Raw genomic sequence first — 12,105 nt, 5'->3', positions numbered from 1 at the left:
AGTTCCAATCCAGGCAGTTACAAGCCGATATGCACGTTCAGCAAGGCAAGGAGCGGCTCCTCTGCCGGTTGCGCCGCTATCTTCTTGCGGTCGGGCCCGACCCGGTCCAGCGCATCGGCGATGCGCGCGGAAAGACAATAGAATGTCGCATCGGCGAGTTTCGTTCCAATGACCGGCCGCTCGATCAGGCGGCACAATTGCCGCGCGCCGTTTGCCGAATAGACCAACACCCCGCCGACCGGGCGATCGCCAAGCGCTGCGGCAAGTGCCGCGTCGGAGGGTTCCAGCGGCAGCGTGTCGTAGGTTTCGATCAGGCGAACCCGGTGCCCCGCCGCGCGAAGCCGCGTCTCCAGGATATCCCGCCGCACGCGACCGCACAGAACCGTCACGTAGGCGGGCGCGGAAAAGACGGCGCTGATCCGCCGTGCGAGGCCTTCGGCATCGCCGGCATCCTCGTCGATCACGTCGAGGCCTGCTTCCCGCGCCGCCGCGCCCGTGCGCTTGCCGACGGCGAAAACCGGCTTCCCCCCGAGCGCGGCGAAAATCGCCGGCGAGGCATGGCGGATGGCATTGGCGCTGGTGACGGCCACGGCGTCGATGACGTCAGCGCCGATCGCCGCCGCAAGCGGCACGATCTCCGTCAGCGGCACAACCACCGGCTCGAAGCCGAGCGCTGCGAGCCGAACGCCGGTTTCGCAAGCGCCGGGCTGCGGCCGTGTGACCAGCACCCGCATCGTTCAGGTCCAGCTGTCGAAGAAGCGCGCGCCGGCCTTCTGGCGGATCGCAGCGCCGGCCTCGGCGCCGATGCGCGCCGCATCGACGGTTCTGCCCTCACCGCCGATCTCGTGGGTTTCACGGCCGTCTGGCGTCAGGATCAGCCCTGAAAAACGCAATGCATCGCCCTCGACCCGCGCCAGGCCGGCGATCGGCGTCCGGCAGGAGCCGTCGAGCGCCGCCAGGAAGGCCCGCTCGCAAATCAGCGCGAAACCGGTCGCCGCATGATGGATCGCCGCCACCATCGGCCCGATGCGCTGGTCGCCGATGCGGCTTTCGATGCAGATCGCCCCCTGCCCCAGCGCCGGTGGAAAACGCTCCGGATCCATGATCTCGCTGGCGACATGCGCCATGCCGAGCCGTTTCAGCCCCGCCAGCGCCAGCAGCGTGCCTTCGGCAACGCCCTCTTCCAGCTTGCGCAGCCGCGTCTGGACGTTGCCGCGAAACATGCAGACGTCGAGATCGGGCCTGAGCCGCAGCACCAGCGCCTGGCGGCGCAGCGAGGAGGTGCCGAGTTTTGCGCCTTGCGGCAGGTGCTTAAGGCTCGTCACGGAGCGGCCGATGAAGGCGTCGCGCACATCCTCGCGTTCGAGGAAGGCGGAGATTTCGAGCCCGTCGGGCAAAACCGTCGGCATGTCCTTCGAGGAATGCACGGCCAGGTCGATGCGCCCGTCGATCAGCGCTTCCTCGATTTCCTTGGTGAAAAGCCCCTTGCCGCCGGCCTGCGACAGCGGCCGATCCTGGATGCGGTCGCCGGAGGTGGAGATGACGACGATCTCGAACGCCTCCTCCGGCAGGCCATGCGCGGCCATCAGCCGGGCGCGGGTTTCGGCCGCCTGCGCCAGGGCTAGGGCGCTGCCGCGCGTGCCGATCTTCACCACATCAGTTTGCATGCCGTCACGTCCGTGCTAACCCGCATCCCGAAACCGGATGCACCTTTCCCTAACGAGGATTGGCGGCGACGGCAACATGAGCGGGTAAGGCCGAATGACGCGTATCCTTGGCATCGAGACGAGCTGCGACGAAACCGCCGCCTCCGTCGTCAGCCATGACGGCGGCGCGAACGCCATCCTGTCCAATGTCGTGCTCAGCCAGATTGCCGATCATGCGGCCTTCGGCGGCGTGGTGCCGGAAATCGCCGCCCGCGCCCATGTGGAGGCGCTGGACGGCGTCATCGAGGCCGCGCTTCAGGAAGCAGGCTGCACGCTGGCCGACATCGACGCCATCGCAGCCACCGCCGGGCCGGGCCTGATCGGCGGGCTGATCGTCGGGCTCACCACCGCCAAGGCCCTCGCGGCGGCCGCCGGCAAGCCGCTGATCCCGGTCAACCATCTGGAAGGCCATGCGCTGACGGCGCGGCTGACCGACGCTCTCGACTTCCCCTATCTGCTGCTGCTCGTTTCCGGCGGCCACACGCAGATCGTTCACGTGACCGGTGTCGGCCGCTATACGCGCTGGGCTTCGACCATCGACGACGCTCTGGGCGAGGCCTTCGACAAGACGGCGAAACTGCTCGGCCTTGCCTATCCGGGCGGCCCGAGCGTCGAAACGGCGGCGGCTTCCGGCAATGCACGACGGTTTGCCTTTCCGCGCCCGCTGAAGGGCGAGGCGCGGCCTGATTTTTCCTTTTCCGGCCTGAAGACGGCGGTGCGCCGCGCAGCCACGGAACGCGCGCCGCTGGCCGACAGCGACATCGCCGATATCTGCGCCTCGTTCCAGCTTGCCGTGACCGAGACCCTCGCCGACCGGGTGAAACGCAGCCTGGAACGCTTCCGCGACGAACATCGTGGGCTGGAAGACCCTGTACTGGTCGTGGCAGGCGGCGTCGCCGCCAACCAGGCGATCCGCGCAGCGCTCCAAGCTCTGTGCGAAACGAACGGCTTTCGCCTTGTCGCCCCCCCGGCCAGGCTGTGCGGCGACAATGCGGCGATGATCGCCTGGGCGGGACTGGAACGATGGCGGCAGGGCCTCGTCGAGGATGACGCACTGTCCTTCGCCCCGCGCCCGCGCTGGCCGCTCGATGAGCAGGCCGCGCCTCTTTTCGGCGCCGGCAAGCGGGGAGCCAAGGCATGAGAAAGCCTGCGACCATCGCCGTGCTTGGCGCCGGCGCATGGGGCACCGCGCTGGGCGGCACAATGCTGGCGGCCGGCAATCGCACGACCTTGTGGGCCCGCGACGCCGCACTCGCCGAGGCGATCAACGGCGAGCACCGCAATGAGCGCTACCTGCCGGGCATCGCGCTCGACCCGGCGCTGCACGCCACGACGGAGATCGGCGAAGCCCTGAACGGCGCGGATTGCGTTCTGGCCGTCACCCCGGCGCAGACCCTGCGCGCCGTGCTGGTCGCAGCGCAGCCGCATATGTCGCGGGGCATTCCCGTGGTTCTGTGCGCCAAGGGCATCGAGCGGGAAACCGGGCGGCTTCTGTCGGAAATCGCCGCCGAGGTCCTGCCCGACAATGCCGTCGCTGCCCTGTCCGGCCCGAGCTTCGCCACCGATCTGGCGCGCGGCCTGCCGACGGCCGTTACGGTGGCGGCGAGAGACGCAAAACTGGCGGCACAACTTGCCGAAAGCCTCTCCGCGCCGCGCCTGCGCTGCTATTCCACCGATGACCTGACCGGCGTCGAGATCGGCGGGGCGCTGAAGAACGTGCTGGCCATCGCCGCCGGCGCCACCAGCGGCGCGGGGCTTGGCGCCAGCGCCGTCGCCGCCCTGATCACGCGCGGCTTCGTCGAGTTGCGCCGCATCGGCGCGGCGTTTGGCGCGCGGCCCGAAACGCTGATGGGGCTTTCCGGCCTTGGCGACCTGATCCTCACCTGCGGGTCCGAACAATCGCGCAATTTCGCCTACGGCCTGGCGTTGGGCCGTGGCGAGAGCCTGGAAGGCCGGCCGCTGGCCGAGGGCGCTCACACCGCCGGCATCGCCGCCCGCATCATCCGCGAGCGCGGGCTGGAAGCGCCGATCATCCAGAGCGTGACCGAGCTTCTCAACGGACGGCTGACGGTCGATGCCGCCATGCAGGCGCTGCTGGCGCGACCGCTGAAGAGTGAAAACGGACACTGAGAAAGGAAGCCCATGATCTTCGCCATCATCTGCAAGGACAAGCCAGGCCATCTGGACACCCGCACGGGCACGCGGCCCGAGCATGTGACATTCCTCAACGGCCTCAACGAAAACGGCGCGCTGAAATTCGCCGGCCCATTCCTCGACGCCGACGGCAAGCCCTGCGGCAGCCTGGTTGCCGTCGAGGTGGAAGACATGGCCGCCGCCGAGCTGATCGCCGCAGCCGATCCCTATGCTCTTGCGGGCCTGTTCGAATCCGTTGAAATACGGGCCTGGAACTGGGTGTTCAACAATCCGGAGACTATCTGATGGCCTATTGGCTGTTCAAATCCGAGCCCACCTCCTGGTCCTGGGAGATGCAGAAGAAGAAGGGCGAGGCCGGCCAGCAATGGGACGGCGTGCGCAACTACCAGGCGCGCAACAACATGCGCGAGATGAAGATCGGCGATCTCGGCTTCTTCTATCATTCCGTGAAGGAGACCAGCGTCGTCGGCATCGTCGAGGTCTGCGCGCTCGCCCATCACGACACCACCACCGAGGATCCGCGCTGGGAGTGCGTCGACATCCGCGCGGTAAAGGACGTGCCGAAGCCGGTGACGCTGGCCGACATCAAGGCCAATCCGCATCTCTCCGACATGGTCCTGGTCAACAATTCGCGTCTCTCGGTCCAGCCGGTCAGCAAGGCCGAATGGGCGGAGATCTGCCGCATGGGCGGGCTCGACAAGGCGCCGTGAAACCGCTTTCGGCGGCGCACGCGGAGGGCTTCATTCGTCGGAACACGGCGCTCACCGCCCCTCCGCACGTGCCGGAGATCGTTCTTCACCTGGCTGACGAAGCACACGATCTGTGGCGGCGGACCGAGGAGGAGCTGTCCGAAATGGGCCTGCCGCCGCCCTTCTGGGCCTTTGCCTGGGCCGGCGGCCAGGGCCTGGCGCGTTACCTGCTCGATCACCCCGACACGGTGCGCGACCTCCATGTCCTCGACTTCGCGACGGGATCGGGCCTTGTCGCCATCGCCGCGATGAAAGCCGGCGCCGCCTCGGTGCTGGCCGCCGACATCGACCCATTTTCCGCGCCGGCCTGCCAACTCAACATGGCGGCGAACCATGTGCGCTTCGACCTCACGCAGGATGATCTGATCGGCCGCAACGGTCCGTGGGACGTGGTCCTCGCCGGCGACGTTTTCTACGACAGGGCGCTGGCGGACATGCTTGTTCCCTGGTTCACCACCCTGGCCGAGCGCGGCAAGACCGTGCTGATCGGCGATCCGGGCCGCTCCTATCTGCCGAAAGACCGCCTCACCGAGCGCGCCGTCTACACCGTGCCGGTCACCCGGGCGCTGGAAGACGCCGAGGTCAAGCGCACCACGGTCTGGCAATTTTCCTGACGCGCCTTACAGTCGGCGCCAACACGCCATGGAGAATACCCGCATGGATTTCGCCGGTCTCAACTATCTCGCCATCCCCGTCGCCGCCATCGCAGGCTTCCTGTTCGGCGCCGTCTATTACGGCCTGCTCGGCAAGCCCTGGATGAAGGCTGCCCGCATCACGCCGAGCGATGCGAAGATGGCGCCTTCGCTGCTCATCACCTCGTTTATTGCCGAACTGATCATGGCCTGGGTGCTGGCGGGCGTCATCGGCCATCTGGGAGCCGGGCAGGTGACCGTTCAGAATGGCATCGTCTCCGGCGCCTTCATCTGGCTCGGTTTCATCGCCACGACGATCGCCGTCAACCAGCGCTACCAGGGGTTCGGCTGGAACCTGACGCTGATCGACGCCGCGCATTGGCTGGGCGTGGCCATCCTGATGGGCGGCATCATCGGCTGGTTCGGCGTCTAGTGGTGCGATCCTAACAGATGGTACCATCTGTTTCGGTCAGACCACTAGAAGCCGGAGCATCAGCCTCGCCTCAATACTCAGAATAAAAACATCAATAATGATGTTCTAGACATCACTATTGGAAGTTTGTATATGCATAGCCAGACGGAGCGCCAATGATCACCGCAGCACAAATGCGCGCCGCCCGCGCCCTTCTGGGCATCGACCAGAAGCAGCTTGCCGAGCTTTCGGGCGTTTCGCTACCGACCATCCAGCGGATGGAAGCCAGCGAGGGCAATGTGCGCGGCGTGGTCGACACGCTGTCCAAGGTCGTCGAGGCCCTGGCCACCGCCGGCGTCGAGCTGATCGGCGACAATGCGCCCAGCACCGGCACCGGGCGCGGCGTGCGCTTCAGGGAAGCGGCGGCGAAGGCCAAATCCGTCTGATCAATTTGCAACGGCGACCGCCAGCCTGAAGCCGACGATCCCGCTGCCAGACCCGATGGCATGAGGGAGCGGCGATGCCTGCCCGCAAGAAACGAGCCGATTTTACGGCGCTCTTCACACCCAAGCTGATCACGGTGCTGCGCGAGGGCTATGGGCTGGATGCCTTCAAGGCCGACGTCATCGCCGGGCTCACCGTCGCCATCATCGCCCTGCCCCTCTCCATGGCCATCGCCATCGCCTCGGGCGTGCCGCCGGAGCGCGGCCTGTACACGGCGATCGTCGGCGGGTTTCTGGTCTCCGCGCTCGGCGGCAGCCGTTTCCAGATCGGCGGGCCGGCGGGCGCCTTCATCGTCCTGGTCTTCGCCACCGTGCAGGCGCACGGCATTGACGGGCTGATCCTTGCCACGTTCCTGTCCGGCTTCATCCTGCTTGCCGTCGGTTTCCTGCGGCTCGGCACCTTCATCAAATACGTGCCCTACCCCGTGACGGTCGGCTTCACCTCGGGCATCGCCGTCATCATCCTGGCAAGCCAGATCAAGGATTTCTTCGGCCTGACGCTGTCGGGCGCGGAGCCCGGCCCGTTCATTCCCAAGCTTGAGGCACTGGCGGCGGCGCTGCCGACGGTCAATGCCGCATCCCTCGCGCTGGCGCTCGGCGCGGTCGTCGTCATTCTGGGCCTGCGCCGCTTCCGGCCCCATTGGCCAGGCTTCCTCATTGCCGTGGCGGCGGCGACCATCATCGCCTGGGGGCTCGGCCTGCCGGTGGAGACCATCGGCACGCGCTTCGGCGGCATCCCGCAAATGCTGCCGGCGCCGCACCTGCCGGCCCTGTCGTGGAACAGGATCGTCGCCGTCCTGCCGGCAGCGCTGTCCTTCGCCCTTCTGGGCGGCATAGAGAGCCTGCTCTCCGCCGTCGTCGCCGACAGCATGACCGGTCGGCGGCACCGTTCCAACAGCGAACTGGTGGCGCAGGGCGTGGCGAATATCGGCTCCTCGCTGTTCGGCGGCATCTGCGTGACCGGCACCATAGCCCGCACCGCCGCCAATGTGCGCGCCGGCGCGCACGGGCCCGTCTCGGGCATGCTGCACGCGCTGTTCCTGCTCGCCTTCATGCTGGTCGCCGCTCCCCTGGCGCGCTTCATCCCGCTGGCGGCACTGGCCGCGATCCTGGCGGTGGTCGCCTGGAACATGGCGGAAAAGCACCAGTTCGCCGCCCTCCTGCGCTCCTCGCGCGGCGATGCGGTGGTGCTGCTGATCACCTTCCTGCTGGTGGTGTTCCGCGACCTGACCGAAGGCATTCTGGTCGGCTTCGGCCTTGGCGCACTTCTCTTCCTCCACCGCATGTCGGAGGCCGTGCGCGTCGAGCATGGCATAGCCTCGAACGCCGACCGTCCCGACAATGGCGAACGCCCCTACGCGCCGGACATCGCCACGGACGACGACATCGTCGTCTACCGCATTTCAGGCGCGTTCTTCTTCGGCGCTGCGGCGGCTGTTGCGGCCGCGCTCGATCGCATCGGCGGCCGGCCGAAAGCCTATGTCATCGACATCTCGTCGGTCAGCTTTCTCGATTCCACCGCCGCATCCACCATCGAGGGCTTTGCCCGCAAGGCGCGGCAAAACGGTGCGACGGTCTATCTGGTCGGCGCCAGCCAGCCGATTCGCCGCCTGCTGCGCACCCATGGCCTGCATCCGCCGCATGTGCGCTTCTATGGCCGGCTGGAGGACGCCACGGCTGCTGCCCGGCACGCCATCGCGGCCGGATAAGGATTGGCTACTTCGCTTGCTCTTCCAGCGAATGGCGCATGATCAGCGGCATCTGGCTCATGGTGAAGAGGATGGTGATCGGCATGATGCCCCACACCTTGAAGGCGACCCAGGCATCGGTCGAGAACAACCGCCAGACAACCTCGTTGACGATGGCGAGGAACAGGAAGAACACCCCCCAGCGCAGCGTCAGCTTGCGCCAGCCCTCCGCATCGAGCTTGAAGGCCGAATCGAACACATAGCCGAGCAGCGATTTGCCGAAGGCGAGCCCGCCGAGCAGGATCGCGCCGAACAGCGTGTTGACGATGGTCGGCTTCATCTTGATGAAGGTCTCGTTGTGCAGATACAGCGTCAACGCGCCGAAGATCAGCACGACGATGCCCGACACCAGCGGCATGATCGGCAAGGTGCGCGTCAAAATCCACGACACGGACAGCGCAATCACCGTTGCCGCCATGAACAGCCCGGTCGCCAGGAACAACGGCCCGCCCAGGCCGGCCAGCACCGGAAAGCGCTCCACCAGCCAGTCGCCGCGCGCATTGGCGAAGAAGAACACCATCAGCGGGCCGAGCTCCAGCGCCAGCTTGAGCAGCGGGTTCAGCGCCTTGCGCTGCGGATCGGTCGGTTCGCGTTCAAAAATGTGCTTCTCGCTCACGCTCATGCCACTCCCGCGATCGCCTTGGCGAAATCGCTTGCAGAAAAAGGTTCCAGATCGTCGACCTGTTCGCCGACCCCAATGAAATAGACCGGCAGCTTGTGCTTCGCTGCGATGGAAACGAGAATGCCGCCGCGCGCCGTGCCGTCAAGCTTGGTCATCACAAGCCCGTTGACGCCGGCAACATTGCGGAAGATTTCGACCTGATTAAGGGCGTTCTGGCCGGTCGTCGCGTCGACCGTCTGCAGCACCGTGTGCGGCGCTTCCGGATCGTGCTTGCCGAGCACGCGGACGATCTTTTCCAGCTCCGCCATCAGCTCGGTCTTGTTCTGCAGGCGGCCGGCCGTGTCGATGATCAAGACGTCGGAGCCGGCTTCCTTGGCCTGGGCATAGGCATCGAAGGCGAGACCCGCCGCGTCGGCGCCGAGCTTGGAGGCAACGACCGGCGAGCCGGTGCGCTCGCCCCAGATCTTGAGCTGCTCGATGGCCGCCGCGCGAAACGTATCGCCCGCGCCCAGCATCACCGACAGTCCGCCCTCGACGAGCTTGGCCGCCAGCTTGCCGATGGTCGTCGTCTTGCCGGTGCCGTTGACGCCGACGACGAGGATGACATGCGGCTTGTGCGACAGATCGAGCTCGAGCGGCATCGCCACCGGGGCCAGCACCTTCTCGATCTCCTCGGCCATCACCGCCTGCACTTCGTCGCCGGAAATGTCCTTGCCGTAGCGGCCCGACGCCAGCGCGTCGGTGACGCGCATGGCCGTCTCCAGGCCGAGATCGGCGCGCAGCAGCACGTCTTCCAGATCCTGCAACGTGTCTTCGTCCAGCTTCCGCTTGGTGAAAACGCCGGCAATGTTGTCGCGCAATTCGCGCGACGAGCGCGACAGCCCCTCGCGCAAGCGCTGGAACCACGGCTTCCTCGGCTCGGGCGCAGGCGCAGCGTCCTGTTTGCGCTCGACGCTTTTGGCAACAGTGAGTTTGGCCGGAGCTGCAACGCTTTCTTCCTTCTCCCCGTCTGCGGGGAGAAGGTGGCCCGAAGGGTCGGATGAGGGGCCAGCGTCGACGCTTTCGGCTTCTGGCGCTGCATCCTTCGTCTCGTCGGCCGGCGACGGCGCTCGCCCCTCATCCTCACCTTCTCCCCGCTCGCGGGGAGAAGGGGACGCCGGCGTCGCGTCTTGATTTTCTACCTCTGGCTCTGGCTCTGGCTCTGGCTCTGGCTCTGGCTCTGGAAGAGTCTCAGCCGCCGGCTTGTCTTCCGTCAATGGCGGTTGAACGTCGATGGCGGGCACGGTGTCATCGGCAACCGCCGCATCGTCCACCGCAGCGTCTTCCGGCGGAGTCTCCTCGACCTGCTTCCTGCCGAAGGAGAAGACCTTTTTGATGAATCCGAATGCCATGCCCGCTATGCCGCTTCCTGCTCTTGCACCGCGGCGATGAGCCGCTTGCCGTCATGGCCGGTGATGGCGGCCTCGATGATGCGGCCCGGCCGGGCCTTGCCCGTGACCGCCGGCGTAAAGCCTTCCGTGCGGCCGATGCCGCCATGTTCGACCAGCAGGCGCTGCCGCGTGCCGGTAAAGCGCTCCAGATGGGCGCGATAGGCCCCGCTGCCTGCCTTGCGCAGCCGGGCTGCGCGCTCCTTGACCACAACGCGCGGCAGTTGCGGCATGCGCGCGGCCGGCGTGCCCTCGCGCGGGCTGAACGGAAACACATGCAGATGCGTCAGCCGGCATTCCTCGACGATGCGCAGCGAATTCTCGAACATCGTCTCCGTCTCGGTCGGGAAGCCGGCGATGATGTCGGCGCCGAACACCGCATCGGGCCGAAGCCGCAGGACCTCCCGGCAGAAGCCGATCGAATGGTCGCGCGAATGCCGCCGCTTCATCCGCTTCAGGATCATGTCGTCGCCATGCTGCAGCGAGAGGTGCAGATACGGCATCAGCCGCTCCTCCTCCGCCAGGGCGCGCATCAGATCGGCGTCCGCCTCGATCGAATCGATCGAGGAAAGGCGCAGGCGCTGCAATTCCGGCACTTCCCTGAGGATGGTCCGCACCAACCGCCCCAGGCGCGGACTGCCCGGCAGGTCTCCGCCATAGCTCGTCAGGTCGACGCCCGTCAGCACAGCCTCGGCATAGCCGTTCTCGACGATCTGCCGCACCTGGTCGACCACGGCGCCCATCGGCACCGAACGCGAATTGCCCCGGCCAAAGGGAATGATGCAGAAGGTGCAGCGATGGTCGCAGCCATTCTGCACCTGAACGAAGGCGCGCACCCGGCCCTCGATGGAATGAACCATATGCGCCGCCGTCTCGCGCACCGACATGATGTCGTTGACGCGCACGGTCTCCGTGTCGTTGACGCCGAAATCGGGCAGCGCCCGGTAATGATGGCTTTCCAGCTTTTCCTGGTTGCCGAGCACCAGGTCGACCTCGTCCATCGCATCGAAGGACGCCGGCTCCGTCTGTGCGGCGCACCCGGTGACGATGACCCTCGCACCGGGATTCTCGCGCTTGGCGCGGCGGATCGCCTGGCGCGCCTGGCGCACCGCCTCCGCCGTCACCGCACAGGTGTTGACCACCACGGCGCCGCCTTCCAGCGCGCCGAGGCCCGCCTCGTCGGCCTGGCGCTTGATGATCTCAGATTCATAAGCGTTCAGCCTGCAGCCGAAGGTGAGGACGTCCACCGCCATTCAGACCGCCCCCTCGGTCTCGCGTTCCCACGCGCCGGTGGCAGGGTCGAAACGGCCAGAGAACTCCCACGCCGCCGGCCCGGTCATAATGACGTGGTCGTCCTCGCGCCACAGAATGTCCAGCGGTCCGCCGGGCACCGTCACCGTCAGGTGGCGGCCGGTGCGCCCGGTGCGCGCCGCAGCGACGGCTGCGGCACAGGCGGCGGACCCGCAGGCCAGCGTCAGCCCGGCCCCACGCTCCCAGGTGCGCAGCGTCAGCGCGTCGCGCGCCGTCACACGGGCGAGCGAGATGTTGGCGCGCTCGGGGAAGATCGGATGATTCTCGAGCAGCGGCCCGAAGCGCTCCAGATCGTAGGAACCGACATCGTCCGCAACCCAGAAGATGGCATGCGGATTGCCCATCGAAACGACTGACGGCGAATGCAGCACCGGCGCATCGATCGGCCCCACCTGGAGTTCGATCATGCGCGTGTCGCGGAATTCCTCGGAAAGCGGAATGTCCTGCCAGCCGAAGCGCGGCTTGCCCAGGTCGACGGAGATCAGCCCGTCCTCATGCTCCTCGGCGGTGAGGATGCCGGCCACCGTCTGGAAGGTGAAAACCTTCTGCCCGCTCTCCGCCGCCAGCGCTTGCACCACGCAACGGGTTCCATTGCCGCAAGCCTGTGCCTGGCTGCCATCGGAATTGAGGATTTCGATGTAGTTCTGTGTGCCGGCGAGCCGCGCGTCGTGGATCGCCATGATCTGGTCGAAACGCGTTGCCGGATCGGCGTTCAGCGCGCGCGCCGCCTCCGGCGTGACACGATCGCCACGCCCGCGCATATCGGCAACGATGATCTCGTTGCCGAGGCCGTTCATCTTCGCAAATTGCGCCAGCGCCGCCATCCGGTCTCCGATGCCAA

General features: G+C 66.8%; 14 protein-coding genes. 8 read left to right on the top strand and 6 right to left on the bottom strand.

The features are described 5' to 3' along the window. Positions 1-17: 17 nt before the first annotated feature. The gene (locus tag AB843_RS01525; RefSeq protein WP_048644997.1) at positions 18-734 is read right to left on the bottom strand and encodes a uroporphyrinogen-III synthase; all 717 of its coding nucleotides are present in this window, start codon (positions 732-734) and stop codon (positions 18-20) included. Positions 735-737: 3 nt separating this feature from the next. Next, positions 738-1,667, bottom strand: a complete 930-nt coding sequence (gene hemC, locus AB843_RS01520) for a hydroxymethylbilane synthase (RefSeq protein ID WP_048644996.1) — start codon at positions 1,665-1,667, stop codon at positions 738-740. A gap of 94 nt (positions 1,668-1,761) precedes the next feature. Between hemC and tsaD the strand changes: the two genes are divergently transcribed. From tsaD to AB843_RS01480, 8 genes are all read left to right on the top strand, one after another. Then, positions 1,762-2,847 (top strand): tRNA (adenosine(37)-N6)-threonylcarbamoyltransferase complex transferase subunit TsaD, encoded by a 1,086-nt coding sequence (gene tsaD / locus AB843_RS01515; protein WP_048644995.1) that lies wholly within the window; start codon positions 1,762-1,764, stop codon positions 2,845-2,847. After that, on the top strand, positions 2,844-3,836 hold the full coding sequence (locus AB843_RS01510) for an NAD(P)H-dependent glycerol-3-phosphate dehydrogenase (protein WP_048644994.1): 993 nt from the start codon (positions 2,844-2,846) through the stop codon (positions 3,834-3,836). Before tsaD ends, AB843_RS01510 begins: the two co-directional genes overlap by 4 nt. Before the next feature lie 12 nt (positions 3,837-3,848). Beyond that, complete coding sequence (locus AB843_RS01505) at positions 3,849-4,145, top strand: YciI-like protein (RefSeq protein ID WP_048644993.1); 297 nt, start codon at positions 3,849-3,851, stop codon at positions 4,143-4,145. Next, positions 4,145-4,570, top strand: coding sequence for an EVE domain-containing protein (locus AB843_RS01500; protein WP_048644992.1), 426 nt, complete (start codon positions 4,145-4,147; stop codon positions 4,568-4,570). The genes AB843_RS01505 and AB843_RS01500 overlap by 1 nt, the downstream gene beginning before the upstream one ends. Further along, the gene (locus tag AB843_RS01495) at positions 4,525-5,223 is read left to right on the top strand and encodes a class I SAM-dependent methyltransferase (RefSeq protein WP_048644991.1); all 699 of its coding nucleotides are present in this window, start codon (positions 4,525-4,527) and stop codon (positions 5,221-5,223) included. Before AB843_RS01500 ends, AB843_RS01495 begins: the two co-directional genes overlap by 46 nt. Positions 5,224-5,266: 43 nt before the next feature. After that, a complete protein-coding gene (locus tag AB843_RS01490) occupies positions 5,267-5,674 on the top strand; it encodes a DUF1761 domain-containing protein (protein ID WP_048645197.1) in 408 nt (135 codons plus the stop codon). Positions 5,675-5,829: 155 nt separating this feature from the next. After that, on the top strand, positions 5,830-6,099 hold the full coding sequence (locus AB843_RS01485) for a helix-turn-helix domain-containing protein (protein ID WP_048644990.1): 270 nt from the start codon (positions 5,830-5,832) through the stop codon (positions 6,097-6,099). Between the two features lie 74 nt (positions 6,100-6,173). Beyond that, positions 6,174-7,865: a SulP family inorganic anion transporter gene (locus AB843_RS01480; RefSeq protein WP_048644989.1), complete on the top strand. Its 1,692-nt coding sequence runs from the start codon at positions 6,174-6,176 to the stop codon at positions 7,863-7,865. A gap of 7 nt (positions 7,866-7,872) precedes the next feature. Here AB843_RS01480 and AB843_RS01475 read toward each other — a convergent pair whose 3' ends face one another. From AB843_RS01475 to dapF, 4 genes are read right to left on the bottom strand one after another with little or no spacing between them, the layout of a single operon-like run. Continuing rightward, positions 7,873-8,526, bottom strand: coding sequence for a septation protein A (locus AB843_RS01475; protein WP_048644988.1), 654 nt, complete (start codon positions 8,524-8,526; stop codon positions 7,873-7,875). Then, positions 8,523-9,917, bottom strand: coding sequence for a signal recognition particle-docking protein FtsY (gene ftsY, locus AB843_RS01470; protein ID WP_048644987.1), 1,395 nt, complete (start codon positions 9,915-9,917; stop codon positions 8,523-8,525). The genes AB843_RS01475 and ftsY overlap by 4 nt, the downstream gene beginning before the upstream one ends. A 5-nt stretch (positions 9,918-9,922) precedes the next feature. Further along, entirely contained in the window at positions 9,923-11,206 is a 1,284-nt protein-coding gene (gene mtaB / locus AB843_RS01465; protein WP_048644986.1) for a tRNA (N(6)-L-threonylcarbamoyladenosine(37)-C(2))-methylthiotransferase MtaB, read from the bottom strand. Then, complete coding sequence (dapF, locus tag AB843_RS01460) at positions 11,207-12,088, bottom strand: diaminopimelate epimerase (RefSeq protein WP_048644985.1); 882 nt, start codon at positions 12,086-12,088, stop codon at positions 11,207-11,209. Between the last annotated feature and the right edge of the window lie 17 nt (positions 12,089-12,105).

It is taken from the genome of Nitratireductor soli (assembly GCF_001050155.1).
In the GTDB taxonomy this organism is placed as follows: Bacteria; Pseudomonadota; Alphaproteobacteria; order Rhizobiales; family Rhizobiaceae; genus Nitratireductor; species Nitratireductor soli.
This window is presented reverse-complemented; position numbering and strand designations above follow the sequence as displayed.